Source organism: Actinoplanes xinjiangensis, from assembly GCF_003148685.1.
Lineage (GTDB): Bacteria > Actinomycetota > Actinomycetes > Mycobacteriales > Micromonosporaceae > Actinoplanes > Actinoplanes xinjiangensis.
Genome location: NZ_QGGR01000002.1, coordinates 83,426 through 98,285, shown reverse-complemented (window position 1 = coordinate 98,285; position 14,860 = coordinate 83,426). Strand labels below are relative to the sequence as shown.

Below are 14,860 nucleotides of genomic sequence, written 5' to 3'. Positions count from 1 at the left end.
CATGCATCACCACAACCACTACTACGGGCAGACGCACATCCTGGCCCGCTGGTGCGGACTGGACGACGAGCACCCGCCCCGGATCCGCGGCTACCTCCAGCACGGGTGGAACGTCGGCTGCGGCTGGAACCCGGTGCACGAGTTCTTCGACGGGGCCTGGCGTTACACGTGGAGCGACGCGCCCCGGCGGCGTGGTCACTCGCTGGGGCGCCGCAACTATCACGTGGTGGGCGCGCCGTTCCTCTACCTCGCCGAGCTGGAGCCCACGCTCGGGGCGGTGCCCGAGGACGAACGCCGCGGCACGCTGTGGTTCCTCTTCCACGGCTGGGAGGGTGGCGGCCGGGGCGGGAAGATCGAGGGTGATCACGCCCGGCTGATCAGCGAGATCAAGGAGACCGAGACCGAGCCGGTCACCATCAGCCTGTATTACACCGAGTTCGAACGGCGCGAGGTCCGCCGTGCCTACGAGAAGGCCGGCTTCGACGTGATCTGTTTCGGCAAACGCGGCTGGAACTACGAGGGCACCGACCGCCGCTTCCTCTACAAGCAGCTGGAGACGTTCCGCCGCTTCCGGCGGGTCGCCGCGAACCGGCTCAGCACCGCCGTCTTCTTCGGGGTCGCGGCCGGCTGCGAACCGGCCGTCTACGGCGACCCGATGTCGCTGGAGGGCGACGACCCGCTCTTCGGTGGACAGGCCCGGATCGCCCGCCTGTGGCCGGAGATGCTCGGCAAGGAGATCGACCTGGCGGCCGCCCGCGCCACCACCGACGTCGAACTGGGCCGGCGCCACCTGATGCCGCCGGAGGAGATGCGCATGCTCTTTGATTGGAACCACCGTGACTGAGACCAAGCTGCCACCCGTCGTCCGGGGCGAGATCCAGCCGTGGACCGACGCCGACCCGGCCGGTGGGCCGGTTCTCGCCGCCTTCCTCGCCGACCTGCTGCCGGCCTCCGTGGGGCGGGTGCTGCTGGCCGGGCCGCACGACACCGGCGTCCTGGACGTCCTGGCGGGCCGCAGTGCCGACGTGACGGTGCTGCGCCGCTCGGTCAGCGACGCCGAGGACCTGCGGGCCAGCGGGCACACCGTGGTGGCCGGCGCCCTCGACGGGCTGGCCGGTCAGCGGCCCGGGCCCTATGACGTGGTGGTCGCCGCCGACGGCCTGGACCGGCTGCTCGGCACGGACTCGCCGGCGCTGGACTGGCCGGAGCGGGCCGGCCTGCTGCGCGGGCTGGCCGCCCCGGGTGCGCTCGTGGTGATCGGGGTGGAGAACGGGTTCTCGATCACCGCGTTGCTGGACCGGCGGCCGGTGAAGGAACGCCACGGCGACGACGAGTGGCGGCCGCTGCGCGACGACCCGCGACGGCCCTCCTCGCCGGCGCAGATCGAGGACGTGCTCGGTACGGCGGGGCGGCGGTACGCGCTGTTCGGCTCGGCGGGACGGGTGCACACCCTGGTGGAGTCGGATGCTCTGGCCCGTACCGCACCGGGGTTGCCGGGCGCCGGGATCGCCCTCGCCGGACTCGCGGCGGTGGCCGGGGGAACGCCCCTGCTCGCGCCGGTGACCGGCGCCGCCGAAGCCGCGGCACGGGCCGGGATGCTGGACGCCGTCGCGCCCGGATGGCTCGTCGTCCTCGGCGACGGCGGGCCGGTGCACACCGCCTACACCCCGTCCGGGGTAGCGGACCTCACCGCGGACGGCTGGCGTTTCGGTGACCGCCTCGTGCCGGACACCGAGTCGGCCGAGACCGAGCTGTTCCGGCTGGCCGCGGCCGAGGACGTGCCCGGGTTCCGGGCCTGTGCCGCGCGGCTGCGCGACGGCGCCTTCTTCGACCGGGTCCACGACGGCGTCGCGCTGCCCGGGCCCGAGATCCCGCTGGCCGCCGCCTGGATCCGCTTCCGGGACCGCCTGGTCGGCGGCCACCGCCGGCACCCGTGGCCGCCGTGGATGGCCGACGGCGACGACCTGGTCACCATGTGGCTGGCGATGTCCGGGGTGGAGGCCACTCCGGAGATGCTCGCCCGGGGCCGGGAGATCGCCGGCACCGAGTCGCGGCCCGACCTGCTCAGCGTCCTCGCCGACGCGGAGGCCGCCCGGGTCACCGCCAAGGAGCAGGCCGGGCACATCTTCGGCCTGGAACGCACGATGCGGTTCCGGGACCAGCAGTTGCGCACCCGGGAGCAGCAGCTGCGGACCATGCGCGACGAGATGCGGCGGCTACGCGGCGGGCGTGCCGTCCGGGCCGCGCAGCTCGCCGGCCGGGTGGCCCGGCTGCGTGACCCGAAACGCCTGGCTGGAGCCTTGAAACGGCGGGCTAGAGCCTTCCTGCGTCGATGATCCGGGTCAGGAACTGACGTGTCCGCGCCTCGACGGGGTCACCGAGCACCTGCTCCGGTGGCCCCTGTTCGAGGACCCGGCCGGCGTCCAGGAAGGCGACCCGGTCGGCGACCTGCCTGGCGAAACCCATCTCGTGGGTGGCCAGCACCATCGTCATGCCCTCGCCCTTGAGTTCGCGGATCATCGACAGCACCTCGCCGACCAGTTCCGGGTCGAGCGCCGAGGTGACCTCGTCGAGCAGCAGCAGGCGCGGGTTGTTGACCAGGGCGCGGACGATGGCGACCCGTTGCTGCTGGCCGCCGGAGAGCCGGTCCGGGTAGGCACCCGACTTCTCCGCCAGGCCGACCCGGTCCAGCCATTGCCGTGCCTGCTCCCGGGCCTCCTCCACCGGCCGCCCGTGTACGCGGACCGGCGCCAGCGTGATGTTGTCCAGCACCGTCATGTGCGGGAACAGGTTGTACGACTGGAAGACCAGCCCGATCCGCCGGCGCACCAGATCGGGGTCGGCCCGTGGATCGGTGATCTCCTCGCCGTCCAGGTGGATCGTGCCGTCGTCGATCTCGGCGAGCAGGTTGACGCAGCGCAGCAGCGTCGACTTGCCCGAGCCGGACGCGCCGATCAGCGCCACCACCTCGTGCTCGGCCACGTCCAGGGTGAGCCCGTCGAGGACGGCGTGGCCACCGAAGACCTTGCGGACGTCCCTGCATTCCAGCAGCACTAGGTCCCCGCGTTCTGGCGGCGGGCCGCCCGCAGCGTCACCCAGTCGGTGACGGCGATCAGCGGCAGGGCGAGCAGGACGAACAGAACCCCGGCGACGATGTACGGGGTGAAGTCGGCGTCCTGGGCCACCCCGATCTGGGCGGCCCGGATGGCGTCGATCGGCCCGGCCAGGGAGATCAGGCCGACGTCCTTCTGGAGTGCCACCGTGTCGTTGAGCAGCGGCGGGGCGACCCGGCGGACCGCCTGCGGCAGCACCACGTGGCGCATCGCCTGCCGGTAGCTCAGGCCCAGCGACCGGGCCGCCGCGATCTGGCTCGGGTGCACCGACTCGATGCCGGCCCGGAACACCTCGGCCAGGTAGGCGCCGTACGTCACGATGATCGCCGCGGCACCGAGCACCAGCACGTCCGGTGTGCCCTTGAGCCGCAGGCCCGGGATGCCGAACGCGAACAGGTAGAGCACGATGATCAGCGGCAGGCCGCGGAACGAGTACGTGTATCCGGTGGCCAGAGCGCGTACCGGGAAGAAGACCGGGCCGCGCAGGGTCCGCAGCACCGCGACGAGCAGGCCGAGCGCCAGTGCCAGGGTCGCGCAGACCACCAGCAGCTTCAGGTTGAGCCAGAGCCCCTCCAGGATCTGCGGAAGGTACTTCTGGGCGGTGTCCAGGTCGAAGAAGGACTCCTTGACCCGCTCCCAGCCGGGCGCGCCGGTGATGCCCACGGCCAGCCCGACGCCGACGACGGCCGTCGATGCGGCGGCCAGCAGAACGGAACGGACCGCCCGTCCGCGACGGTAGGCGATCCGTTCCTGTTGCCTGATGCTCGGCTGGTACGTCACCGGAGCTCGGGGGCCCCGGCGCTGTCGGCGAGCCACGTCTTCTCCAGCACGGCGAGGGTGCCGTCCTGGCGGAGCTGGTCGACCGCCCTGCTGACGCAACCGGTCAGCGGCGAGCCCTTGTCGAGCACGATGCCGAACTGCTCCGGCACACCGACCTGGCCGACCTGGCCGACGATGACGCCGTTCTCCAGCTCCGCGCCGGTCATGTAGAACGCCGTCGGCAGGTCCACCACGATGCCGTCGACGGTGCCGTTCTCCAGCGCCTTCTTGGCGTCGTCGTTGTTGTTGAACACCTGCGGCTGCCCGGCCGGCTTGATGACGTCGGTGATGGCCTGGTAGCTGGTGGTCCCGACCTGGGCGCCGAGCTTGGCGTCCCGGAGGTCGGCCAGCGACTTCGCACCGGCGATCTTCGAGCCCTTGGTGGTGATCACGGTCTGGCGCACCAGGTAGTACGGCGACGAGAAGTCCACCGCCTGCTTGCGCTCGTCGGTGATGGAGAACTGGTTGACGTCGATGTCGAACGTCTTCGGGCCGGGCGCGATCGCGTTGTTGAACCCGACAGTCGTCCAGACCACGTCGGACTGCTGGTATCCAAGGCGCTGGGCGAGCTGGTAGGCGACGGCGGACTCGAAGCCCTTGCCGTTCTCCGGCTTGTTGTCGGTGAACCACGGCTCGTACGCCGGGGTGTCGGTGCCGACGGTCAGTTTGCCGGCGGTCAGGGTCTTCAGTGACGCCGGCTCACAGGTCGCGGCGGGGGCGGCCGACGGTGTGGTGGTCGTCTCGTCTTCGTCTGCGGGAGAACATGCCGTCACGGCGGCGAGCAGCAGGGCTACGCCACCGACGGCCACGGGGGTGAATCGGCTGACCATGCCCGGGAGCTTAGAAGACGTCCCATGGGCTGGGGCCGTTCGTCGTCAAGACGTGATGAGCTGCCACAATCGCTACTCGTGAAGACGTTCGAAGAACTGTTTGCCGAGTTGCAAAGCAAGGCGGCGGACAAGACACCCGGTTCGGGCACCGTCGAGGCGCTCGAACGCGGAGTCCACTTCATCGGCAAGAAGGTCGTCGAAGAGGCGGCCGAGTCGTGGATGGCCGCTGAACACGAGGGGCCGGAACGCGCTGCCGAGGAGATCTCCCAGCTGCTCTACCAGGCCCAGGTCCTGATGATCGCGACAGGCCTTGAGCTCGAGGACGTCTACCGACATCTGTGACACGCGTCCACAAGACCCGTTCACTGATCGAAGGAGCACGTCATGCTGCGCATCGCCATTCCCAACAAGGGCACCCTGTCCGCACCGGCGTCACAGATGTTGCGGGACGCCGGCTACCGCCAGCGCACCGATCCCAAAGATCTGATCTGCCGTGACGAAGACAACAACGTCGAGTTCTTCTACCTGCGGCCGAAGGACATCGCGACGTATGTCGGCTCGGGTGATCTGGATCTCGGCATCACCGGCCGGGACCTGCTCGTCGACTCCGGCGTGCCCGCCACCGAGCTGCTCGACCTGAACTTCGGCCGGGCCACCTTCCGCTGGGCCGCCCCGGCGGGGACGCTCACCGGCGTCGACGAGATCGGCGGCCGCCGCATCGCCACCGCCTATCCCGGCGTGGTGGGCCGCTATCTGGCGGAGCACGAGCTCAAGGCGGACGTGGTGCGCCTCGACGGCGCGGTGGAGAACGCGGTCCGGCTCGGCGTCGCCGACCTGATCGCCGACGTGGTGGAGACCGGGGCGACGCTGCGCCAGGCGGGTCTGGTCACCATCGGCGACCCGATCATGCAGTCGTCGGCGATCCTCATCGGGCGCGCGGAGGAGACGCCGGCCGGTGCGTCGCAACTGCTGCGGCGGCTGCACGGCGTGCTGGTCGCGAGAAACTTCGTGATGCTGGCGTACGACGTCCGCGCCGACCTGCTGGACCAGGCCACCAGCCTGACCCCCGGCATCGAGTCGCCGACCGTCTCCCCGCTGCACCGGGAGGGCTGGGTCGCCGTCCAGGCGATGGTCCAGCGCAGCGACGTGCACCGGGTCATGGACGAGCTGTACGACCTGGGCGCCCGCGCGATCCTGGTCACCGACATCGCGAACTGCAGGCTGTGATGACCGCCGTTCTGTACCGCCCGAAGAAGATCCGCTGGGTGGCCGGTCCGCTGGCCGCCGGGGTGGCGCTGCTGTTCATCGTGCTCAGCTTCGGGCTGAGCGGCTCGGCCGGCTTCCAGAACTCGAAGGCCAGCTTCCAGCGCGGCGACCAGCTCGCGATGATCGGGCTGGGCATCCTGCTGGGCCTCGGCATCCTGCTGTTCTGCCGGCCGCGGGTGGCGGCCGACGAGGCGGGGGTGCGGGTGCGCAACGTGATCGGCGGCTACGACCTGCCGTGGTCGGTGATCCGTGCCGTCCGGTTCGACCGCAACTCGGCGTGGGCGCATCTGGAGCTGGAGAACGACGATCAGGTCCCGGTGCACGCGCTACAGGCCGTCGACAAGGACTACGCGCTGGACGGCGTACGCACCCTGAGGGCTCTTCATCAGGCTGCTCAGGACGCCTGATAGGATTGCGGGCAGTCGACCACGCCCACCTTTCAGCTTTGGTTTGCAGCCTTTTTGGGTTTCAGCCTTGTTGACGGTGTGGGCGCGAAAGAGGAGCCCGCTGGTTCCCACCCGAGTCACTGACTGTGGCCGGGTCCGGTCTCCCTGACAGGGGAATATCTCTTGTCGGGTGCGCGTCCTCCTTTGGGCGCCGATGACCGGTCGAGCGGGCCCCGGCATGCTCTCTTTCGAGAGAGCAGGCGGGGCCTTCTACTTTCCCGGCGTCCCGCGGCCAGCGGGACACTCGGGGCCGACCGACATTGGCAGCGCCCGACCTACCCGGCCGGGTGAGGTATCAACTGAGGAGGCCCCATCAGCGTCGAACCACGCGTGAACGAACAGATCCGGGCTCGTGAGGTCCGTCTGGTCGGTCCGGAGGGTGAGCAGGTCGGCATCGTGCCGCTCGAGCGCGCCCTTCAGCTGGCCGCGGATGTCGACCTGGACCTGGTCGAGGTTGCTCCGATGGCGCGGCCGCCGGTGTGCAAGCTCATGGACTTCGGCAAGTTCAAGTACGAGAGCGCACTCAAGGCCCGCGAAGCGCGGCGCAACCAGCAGCAGACCGTCATCAAGGAAATGAAGCTACGGCCGAAGATCGACCCGCACGACTACGAGACCAAAAAGGGTCACGTGGTGCGGTTCCTCAAGGCGGGCGACAAGGTCAAGGTGACGATCATGTTCCGCGGTCGTGAGCAGAGCCGCCCCGAGCTGGGTTTCCGGCTCCTGCGCAGGCTCAGCGAGGAGATCTCGGAGCTCGGCTTCGTCGAGGCCAGCCCGAAGCAGGACGGCCGCAACATGATCATGGTGCTCGCTCCGCACCGGGCCACCAAGGCCGCTGCCGTCGCCGCCGTCGCCGCCGGCGCCAAGCCCGCCCGTGAGCCGCGCGAGGGCGAGGGCGATGTCGCCGACGTCGAGCCGGCCGTTCCGGCCGAGACCACCGCAGCAGAGTAGTCAAGCTTTTCCCCGCTACCCCCCGGTCGTGGGGAGAGATCAGAAAGAGGCGTCAAGTGCCCAAGATGAAGAGCCACACCGGCATGGGTAAGCGGGTGAAGGTCACCGGCAAGGGAAAGATCGTGCGCGAGCAGGCCGGCAAGCGTCACCTGCTGGAGCACAAGAGCTCCCACGTCACCCGCCGGATGACCGGCACGGTCGTTGTGGCCAAGGCCGACACCGCGCGCGTGAAGAAGCTTCTGGGCCGCTGACGCGAGCCTGACCCGGTTCCCCTGAAGGAGTAACTAGAAATGGCACGCGTCAAGCGGGCGGTAAACGCCCAGAAGAAGCGCCGCACCCTGCTCGAGACCGCGAGCGGCTACCGCGGTCAGCGCTCCCGCCTGTACCGCAAGGCCAAGGAGCAGGTGCTGCACTCGATGCAGTACTCGTACCGTGACCGTCGTGACCGCAAGGGCGACTTCCGCCAGCTGTGGATCACCCGTATCAACGCGGCTGCCCGGTCGAACGGCATGACCTACAACCGCCTGATCCAGGGTCTGAAGCTGGCCGAGGTCGAGGTCGACCGCAAGATCCTGGCCGACCTCGCGGTCCACGACGCGGTTGCCTTCGCGGCCATCGTCGAGATCGCCCGTGCGGCCGTCGCGGCCGAGGGCACCGGCGGCGCCGCCGCGCAGGCTGCCTGATATCGCGTAGCACGTTTCGAGACGCCCCCCAGTTTCCGGGGGGCGTCTTCATTTCCTCAGGTCGGAGCGATGTTCACACCCCGTACTCCCCGAATCGTCGCCGCCCGCCGCCTGCAACGCCGCCGGGACCGCGACCAGTCCGGGCGTTTCCTCGCCGAAGGCCCGCAGGCCGTGCGTGAGGCGCTCGCCGCGGGCGCGGTGCTCGAACTGTTCGGCACCCCGGCCGCGCTGGAGCGCCACGCCGACCTGGCCGCACAGGCGCCCGAGCTGTCACCGGTCACCGACGACGCCCTCGCCGCGCTCGCCGAGACCGTGCACCCGCAGGGGCTGGTCGCCGTCTGCGAGCAGAACGACGTGCCGATCGGCGAGGCCCTGGCGAAGAACCCGCGGCTGGTCGCCGTGGTCGCCGAGATCCGGGACCCCGGCAACGCCGGGACCGTGCTGCGCACCGCGGATGCCGCCGGAGCGGGGATGGTCGTCTTCGCCGGCGACGCCGTCGACCCCTACAACGGCAAATGTGTACGCTCGTCGGCCGGCTCGCTGTTCCACGTGGACGTCGTCCGGTCCCCGCTCGGCGTCGTGGAACTGCTCCAGGACAGCGGGCTCCAGGTGCTCGCCACCAGCGGCACCGGTGAGGACGATGTGGACTCGCTGCTCGACGGCGGTCAGCTCGCCCTGCCGACGGCGTGGCTGTTCGGCTCCGAAGCCCACGGCCTGCCCGCTGACCTGCTGAGTGCCGCGGATCGCCGGGTGCGCGTACCCATCTACGGGGGCGCGGAGAGCCTCAACCTGGCCGCGGCGGCCGCCGTCTGCCTATATGCGTCGGCCCGCGCCCAGCGCTGAGGGTATGCTGGGCCGCATGTCAGGTCCCCGGCTCTCCTTTATCCGGCCCGCTGGTCGCGGGCGCCGGATCTGACCCTTCTGCGCGCACTCCCTGACCGGCGGGCTACGGCTCAGCCGTGCCTCCGTAGACTGTCCCAGCTGTGTCGCCTCTTCGCGGCCCTCGCTGCGCTCGGTGCACTCAGCGCCGACGGGCCGTTGGCAAATCCGGTGTGAGGGAGTTCGCCCTACCATGTCCTACCGCAACGATCCGTACGATCCGAAGCAGGCCGTCCTGCTGGCCCCCGAGTCGCTCGAGGGCGCGGTCGCGGAGGCCGAGAAGGCGTTCGCCTCCGCCGCCGACCTCGACGCGCTCCAGGCCCTGAAGCCGGCGCACCTGGGTGACCGTTCCCCGGTGTCGCTGGCCCGCCGCGAGATCGGCTCACTGCCGCCGGCCGCGAAATCCGACGCCGGCAAGCGTGTCAACATCGCCCGCCAGGCCGTGCAGGCCGCCTACGACTCCCGGCAGGCCGAGCTCGAGGCCGACCGTGCGGCCCGGGTCCTCGTCGAGGAGCGCGTCGACGTCACCCTGCCGTGGTCCCGGCGGCCGCGCGGCGCCCGGCACCCGCTGACCACGCTGATGGAGCACATGGGCGACATCTTCATCGGCATGGGCTACGAGATCGTCGACGGCCCTCAGCTGGAGCTGGAGTGGGCCAACTTCGACGCGCTCAACATCGGCCCGGACAACCCGGTCCGCGGTGCCTCCGACACGTTCTTCGTCGACCTGCCCGGCCTGGTCATGCGGACCCACACGTCACCCGGCCAGGTGCGCACCATGCTCGACCGGCAGCCGCCGATCTACGTGGTCAGCCCCGGCCGCGTCTACCGGACCGACGAGCTGGACGCCACGCACAGCCCGGTGTTCCACCAGATCGAGGGCCTGGTCATCGACGAGGGCATCACCATGGCGCACCTGCGCGGCACCCTCGACCACTTCGCCCGGGCGATGCTCGGCCCGGACGCGAAGACCCGCTGGCGGCCGCACTACTTCCCGTTCACCGAGCCGTCGGCGGAGTTCGACGTCTGGTTCCCCCAGCACCGGGACGGCCCGCGCTGGGTCGAGTGGGGCGGCTGCGGCATGGTCAACCCGCGCGTGCTCACCGCGTGCGGCATCGACCCGGCCGTCTACTCGGGCTTCGCGTTCGGCATGGGTGTCGAGCGGACCCTGATGTTCCGCAACGGCGTCTCCGACATGCGCGACATGGTCGAGGGCGACGTGCGGTTCACCACGAACTTCGGAATGGAGTCCTGAAGCGATGAAGACGTCACTGTCGTGGCTGCGCGAGTACGTCGAGCTGCCCGCGGAGATCACGGCTTCGGAGCTGGACGCGGCGCTCACCAATCTCGGCATGGAGGTCGAGGGCATCGTCGACCAGGCCGGCACGATCCTCGGTGACCTGGTCGTCGGCCGGGTGCTGACGATCGAGGAGCTGACCGGTTTCAAGAAGCCGATCCGGTTCTGCACCGTCGACGTCGGCAACCCGGCGCCGCAGGAGATCGTGTGCGGGGCCCGGAACTTCGCCGAGGGCGACCTCGTCGCGGTCATCCTGCCCGGTGGGGAGCTGCCCGGCGGATTCAGGATCGGTGCGCGGAAGACCTACGGCCGCAACTCCAACGGCATGATCTGCTCGGCCGCCGAGCTGGGTCTGTCGGGCGACCACTCGGGCATCATCGTGCTGCCGGCCGACTCCGCCGAGCCGGGTGTCGACGCGCGCTCGATCGTCGGCCTGGACGACGTGCTGATCGAGGTCGAGATCACGCCGGACCGCGGCTACGAGATGAGTGTCCGCGGTATCGCGCGGGAGCTGGCCACGTACTTCTCCGTGGCCTACCGGGATCCCGCGGACATCGCCTGTGCGGGTGCCACGGCGGAGGTTCCGTATCCGGTCACGATCGACGACACCGTCGGCTGTGACCGGTTCGCGGCCCGCGTCGTCCGCGGCGTCGACCCGAACGCGCAGTCTCCGGAGTGGATGCAGCGGCGCCTGATCCAGGCCGGCATCCGGGCCATCTCGCTGCCCGTCGACATCACCAACTACCTGATGCTCGAATTCGGTCAGCCGATGCACGTCTTCGACCTGGACCGGCTCCACGGCGGCCTGGTCGTCCGGCGGGCGCGGGCCGGGGAGAAGCTGACCACCCTGGACGGTGTCGCGCGTGCGCTCGACGCCGAGGACATGGTGATCTGCGACGAGACCGGGCCGATCTCGCTGGCCGCGGTCATGGGCGGCGAGACCAGCGAGTGGCAGGAGGGCACGGTCAACGTGCTCCTCGAGGCCGCCCACTGGGACCCGGTCATGGTCGGCCGGACCGCCCGGCGGCACCGGCTGTTCAGTGAGGCCGCCAAGCGGTGGGAGCGGGGCGTCGACCCGGCGCTGCCGCTCGCCGCGCTGCAGAAGGCCGTCGACATCCTGATCGAGCACGCCGGCGGGACCGCTTCTCCGCTCGTGCTGGACATCGACAACGTCGTGGCTCCGGTCGCACTGACGCTGCCTTCGTCCGCCCCCGCGCGCCTCATCGGGCTGCCGTACACCTCCTCGGAAGTGGCCACCTTGCTGGCCAGGATCGGCTGCGAGGTCTCCGGCGACGAGGTGCTCAGTGTCGTGCCGCCGACCTGGCGTCCCGACCTGGTCGCCCCGATCGACCTGATCGAGGAGGTGGCACGGCTCGGCGGCTACAACGAGATCCCGAGCGTGCTGCCGCCGGCCGGTGCCAGCCGTGGCCTCACTCCGGCGCAGAAGCAGCGCCGGTCGGTGGGCCGGGCCCTCGCCGAGAACGGGTACGTCGAGGTGCTGTCGTACCCCTTCGTCTCGCCCGGTGTCGCCGACGCCCTCGGCCTGCCCCCGGCGGACCCGCGTCGCAGTGCGGTGCGGCTCACCAACCCGTTGTCGGAGGAGGAGCCGCTGCTGCGTACCACGCTGCTCGGCCCGCTGCTCGGCACGCTCAAGCGGAATCTGGGCCGTGGCCGCCGGGACGTGGCGCTCTTCGAGGCCGGCACGGTCTTCCTGCCGCACCTGACCTCGACCGCGCCGCCCGAGCTGGGGGTGGACCGCCGGCCCGGCAACGCCGAGTGGGCGGCGGCCAACGCGATCGTCCCCGAGCAGCCGTGGCATCTCGCCGTGGTGCTGGCCGGCGACATCGAGCCGGCCGGCTGGTGGGGTGCGGGACGTGCCGCGACGTGGGCGGACGCCATCGAGGCGGCGCGCGTCGCGGTCGCGGCGGCCGGCATCGCCGAGGACCGGATCACGGTACGGGCCGCCGAGAACGCCCCCTGGCATCCCGGCCGCTGCGCCGCGATCCTGGTCGACGGCGAGGTCATCGGTCATGCCGGTGAGCTGCACCCCGCCGTGCTGGCCGCCCTGGAGCTGCCGAAGCGGACCTCGGCCGCCGAGATCGACCTGGACGCCCTGCCGGCGGCCCCGGTCGTCGACGCCCCGAAGATCTCCACCTTCCCGCCGGCGCTGATCGACGTCGCCCTGGTCCTGGACCGCACGGTTCCGGCCGCCGAGGTTCAGGCGGCCCTGACCGAGGGTGCCGGCGAACTGCTGGAGTCGGTGTCGCTCTTCGACGTCTACGAGTCGGAGCAGCTGGGCGGGGACAAGCGGTCCCTCGCCTACAAGCTGACCTTCCGTGCTCCGGACCGCACTCTCACCTCGGAGGAGACCATCGCCGCCCGGGACGCCGCGGTCGCCGTGACGTCCTCCCGTTTCGGCGCCGTCCTGCGCGGCGCCTGACCGTTCGCAGCACCGCGGAGCCGGGCCGGTGGATCTCCACCGGCCCGGCTCTCGTCATCCGGCCTGCGCCTCGCCGGTGAGATATCGCTGGATGGTCGGGGCCAGCCAGGCGGCGGCCTCCTCCGGGGTCAGCCCCACCACCGGGGGCAGCCGGAGGATGTAACGACACAGGGCGAAGCCCAGCATCTGGGTGGCGACCAGGCCGGCCCGGGTGGCCGCCTGTGCCGGGTCCGGGGCCAGCCGGGCGGCGACCGGGCCGACCTGCTGGACGAAGACCGACCGGATCCGCTCGGCGGCGGCCTCCTTGGTGACGGCCGCCCGCAGCAGGGCCATCAGGGTCTCGTCGCCCTCCCACCGGTGCAGGAAGTGCCGGGCCAGGGTGGTGCCGATCCGCTCGCCGGGAGTGTCACCCAGGTCGGGCAGCCGCAGATCGAAATCGGCCGCGGCGGCGAACAGCGCCTCCTTGTTGCCGTAATAGCGCATCACCATCGACGGGTCGATCCGCGCGTCGGCGGCGATGGCGCGGATGGTGGCGCGCTCGAACCCGTCGGCGGCGAAGCGCTCGCGGGCGGCGACGAGGATGGCGGCCCGGGTGGCGTCGGAACGGCGTGCGGTCATGGTGACCATATTATGCCAACACTCGTTTGCCAACAACTGTTGACTCGATCTTCCCGGGCGGCCTATCGTTGCCAACAGTTGTTGACTTTCGAGTGGAGGCGCCGTCATGCACACCACCGTCGCGATCATCGGGGCCGGCCCCACCGGGCTGCTCCTCGCCGGTGACCTGGCCCTGGCCGGCATTCCGGTCACCGTTTTCGAACGCCGGTCGGAGACGTCCAACCTGACCCGGGCGTTCGGCGTCCATGCCCGTACCCTCGAGATGCTCGACGCCCGAGGCCTCGCCGACGGCATCCTCACCGGTGGCGCGCGAGTCGAGCGGCTGCGCCTGTTCGACCGGATCCGCCTCGACCTGACCGGGCTGCCGTCGCGCTATCCGTTCCTGCTGATCACCCCGCAGTACCGGGTGGAGACGGCCCTCGAAGAGCGGGCCCTGGCCGCGGGCGCCCGCATCGAGCGCGGCGCGAGCCTCACCTCCCTGCGCCCCGACGGCGAGCGGGTCACCCTCGAGTTCGGCGACCGCACCGTCACCGCCGACTGGGTGATCGGCACCGACGGCGCCCACAGCACCGTCCGCCGGCAGCTCGGCCTGCCCTTCCCCGGCCGGGCGGTGCTCACCTCGATCATGCTGGCCGACGTGCGCCTCGCCGCCCCGCCCGAGGACGTCCTCGCCGTCGACTCCGTCGGTGACGGGTTCGCCATGGTCGCCCCGTTCGGCGACGGCTGGTATCGGATCTTCGCCTGGGACCGCCGCCGCCAGGTCGCCGACGACGTCCCGATCACCCTCGACGAGATCCGCGAGGTCACCCGCCGGGTCCACGGAACCGACTTCGGCATCACCGAGGCCCGCTGGCTGTCCCGCTTCCACAGCGACGAACGGCAGGCCCCGCACTACCGGGTCGGCCGCGTGTTCCTCGCCGGCGACGCCGCCCACGTGCACTCACCGGCCGGTGGCCAGGGCATGAACACCGGTCTCCAGGACGCCGCGAACCTCTCCTGGAAACTCGCCGCCACCATCCACGGCTGGGCGCCGGCCGGCCTGCTCGACTCCTACGAGACCGAACGCCACCCGGTCGGCAGACTCGTCCTGCGCAGCAGCGGCGCCCTCGTCCGGATGGCGATGATGCGGTCGGCGGTCGCCCGCCGCCTGCGCAACACCGTCGGCGCCGCGCTGCTCGCCCTCCCGCCGGTCGTCCGCCGTGCCACCGGCGTCATCTCCGGCGTCGGCATCGGCTACCCGGGCGCCCCGCGAGCCGGCGACGTCACCCTCCGCGGTGGCGGCCGCCTCTACGAGGCGCTGCGGTCCGGGCGGCACGTACTGCTCACCCCGGAACCCGATGACCTTTCCGGGTACGGCGAACGCCTGGTCGTGGCAGCCCCTGAGGCGGAGACGAGCGACGCGGTGCTGGTCCGGCCCGACGGCTACGTGGCGTGGCGGGGCCCCGTCACGGGGACGGCGGCCGCCCTCACCCGCTTCCTGGGGCCCGGGCGGATGTCCCACTCGGCCGCCCGCTGACCCGG

At 71.1% G+C, this 14,860-nt stretch carries 16 protein-coding genes; 12 read left to right on the top strand and 4 right to left on the bottom strand.

Annotated features, from left to right (window positions below):
• Nucleotide 1 precedes the first annotated feature (1 nt).
• Both BC793_RS03960 and BC793_RS49470 read left to right on the top strand, forming a co-directional pair.
• Nucleotides 2-844 (top strand): hypothetical protein, encoded by an 843-nt coding sequence (locus BC793_RS03960; RefSeq protein WP_109589287.1) that lies wholly within the window; start codon nt 2-4, stop codon nt 842-844.
• The gene (locus tag BC793_RS49470; protein WP_109589285.1) at nt 837-2,336 is read left to right on the top strand and encodes a hypothetical protein; all 1,500 of its coding nucleotides are present in this window, start codon (nt 837-839) and stop codon (nt 2,334-2,336) included. Before BC793_RS03960 ends, BC793_RS49470 begins: the two co-directional genes overlap by 8 nt.
• On the opposite strand, the gene BC793_RS03950 is transcribed toward BC793_RS49470, so the two are convergent.
• The 3 genes from BC793_RS03950 to BC793_RS03940 are packed head-to-tail and all read right to left on the bottom strand — an operon-like array spanning nt 2,314 to nt 4,762.
• Nucleotides 2,314-3,054, bottom strand: coding sequence for an amino acid ABC transporter ATP-binding protein (locus BC793_RS03950; protein ID WP_109589284.1), 741 nt, complete (start codon nt 3,052-3,054; stop codon nt 2,314-2,316). The two genes, BC793_RS49470 and BC793_RS03950, sit on opposite strands and share 23 nt — an antisense overlap.
• Nucleotides 3,054-3,893, bottom strand: coding sequence for an amino acid ABC transporter permease (locus tag BC793_RS03945; protein WP_109589281.1), 840 nt, complete (start codon nt 3,891-3,893; stop codon nt 3,054-3,056). The genes BC793_RS03950 and BC793_RS03945 overlap by 1 nt, the downstream gene beginning before the upstream one ends.
• Nucleotides 3,890-4,762, bottom strand: coding sequence for an ABC transporter substrate-binding protein (locus tag BC793_RS03940; RefSeq protein WP_109589279.1), 873 nt, complete (start codon nt 4,760-4,762; stop codon nt 3,890-3,892). The genes BC793_RS03945 and BC793_RS03940 overlap by 4 nt, the downstream gene beginning before the upstream one ends.
• A gap of 78 nt (nt 4,763-4,840) precedes the next feature.
• Here BC793_RS03940 and BC793_RS03935 point away from each other — a divergent pair, with 78 nt between their 5' ends.
• The 9 genes from BC793_RS03935 (at nt 4,841) to pheT (ending at nt 12,721) form a co-directional block, all read left to right on the top strand.
• Nucleotides 4,841-5,104 carry a phosphoribosyl-ATP diphosphatase gene (locus BC793_RS03935; RefSeq protein WP_109589277.1) on the top strand — a complete coding sequence of 88 codons (264 nt, stop codon included), beginning with the start codon at nt 4,841-4,843 and terminating at the stop codon, nt 5,102-5,104.
• Nucleotides 5,105-5,146: 42 nt separating this feature from the next.
• Nucleotides 5,147-5,989, top strand: a complete 843-nt coding sequence (gene hisG, locus BC793_RS03930; protein ID WP_109589275.1) for an ATP phosphoribosyltransferase — start codon at nt 5,147-5,149, stop codon at nt 5,987-5,989.
• A complete protein-coding gene (locus BC793_RS03925; protein WP_109589272.1) occupies nt 5,989-6,435 on the top strand; it encodes a PH domain-containing protein in 447 nt (148 codons plus the stop codon). Before hisG ends, BC793_RS03925 begins: the two co-directional genes overlap by 1 nt.
• 369 nt (nt 6,436-6,804) lie before the next feature.
• The gene (gene infC / locus BC793_RS03920) at nt 6,805-7,422 is read left to right on the top strand and encodes a translation initiation factor IF-3 (protein WP_109589270.1); all 618 of its coding nucleotides are present in this window, start codon (nt 6,805-6,807) and stop codon (nt 7,420-7,422) included.
• Nucleotides 7,423-7,478: 56 nt separating this feature from the next.
• Nucleotides 7,479-7,673, top strand: a complete 195-nt coding sequence (gene rpmI / locus BC793_RS03915; protein ID WP_043528306.1) for a 50S ribosomal protein L35 — start codon at nt 7,479-7,481, stop codon at nt 7,671-7,673.
• A gap of 39 nt (nt 7,674-7,712) precedes the next feature.
• Nucleotides 7,713-8,105: a 50S ribosomal protein L20 gene (gene rplT, locus BC793_RS03910; protein ID WP_109589268.1), complete on the top strand. Its 393-nt coding sequence runs from the start codon at nt 7,713-7,715 to the stop codon at nt 8,103-8,105.
• 69 nt (nt 8,106-8,174) lie between these two features.
• Nucleotides 8,175-8,948, top strand: coding sequence for a TrmH family RNA methyltransferase (locus tag BC793_RS03905; RefSeq protein ID WP_109589266.1), 774 nt, complete (start codon nt 8,175-8,177; stop codon nt 8,946-8,948).
• Between the two features lie 229 nt (nt 8,949-9,177).
• Nucleotides 9,178-10,239 (top strand): phenylalanine--tRNA ligase subunit alpha, encoded by a 1,062-nt coding sequence (locus BC793_RS03900; protein ID WP_109589264.1) that lies wholly within the window; start codon nt 9,178-9,180, stop codon nt 10,237-10,239.
• Between the two features lie 4 nt (nt 10,240-10,243).
• Nucleotides 10,244-12,721, top strand: a complete 2,478-nt coding sequence (pheT, locus tag BC793_RS03895) for a phenylalanine--tRNA ligase subunit beta (RefSeq protein WP_109589262.1) — start codon at nt 10,244-10,246, stop codon at nt 12,719-12,721.
• A gap of 54 nt (nt 12,722-12,775) precedes the next feature.
• Here the strand turns inward: pheT and BC793_RS03890 are convergent, their stop codons facing one another.
• The gene (locus BC793_RS03890) at nt 12,776-13,339 is read right to left on the bottom strand and encodes a TetR/AcrR family transcriptional regulator (RefSeq protein ID WP_109590302.1); all 564 of its coding nucleotides are present in this window, start codon (nt 13,337-13,339) and stop codon (nt 12,776-12,778) included.
• Nucleotides 13,340-13,445: 106 nt separating this feature from the next.
• Here BC793_RS03890 and BC793_RS03885 point away from each other — a divergent pair, with 106 nt between their 5' ends.
• Nucleotides 13,446-14,855: an FAD-dependent monooxygenase gene (locus BC793_RS03885; RefSeq protein ID WP_109589260.1), complete on the top strand. Its 1,410-nt coding sequence runs from the start codon at nt 13,446-13,448 to the stop codon at nt 14,853-14,855.
• The last annotated feature ends 5 nt before the right edge of the window (nt 14,856-14,860 follow it).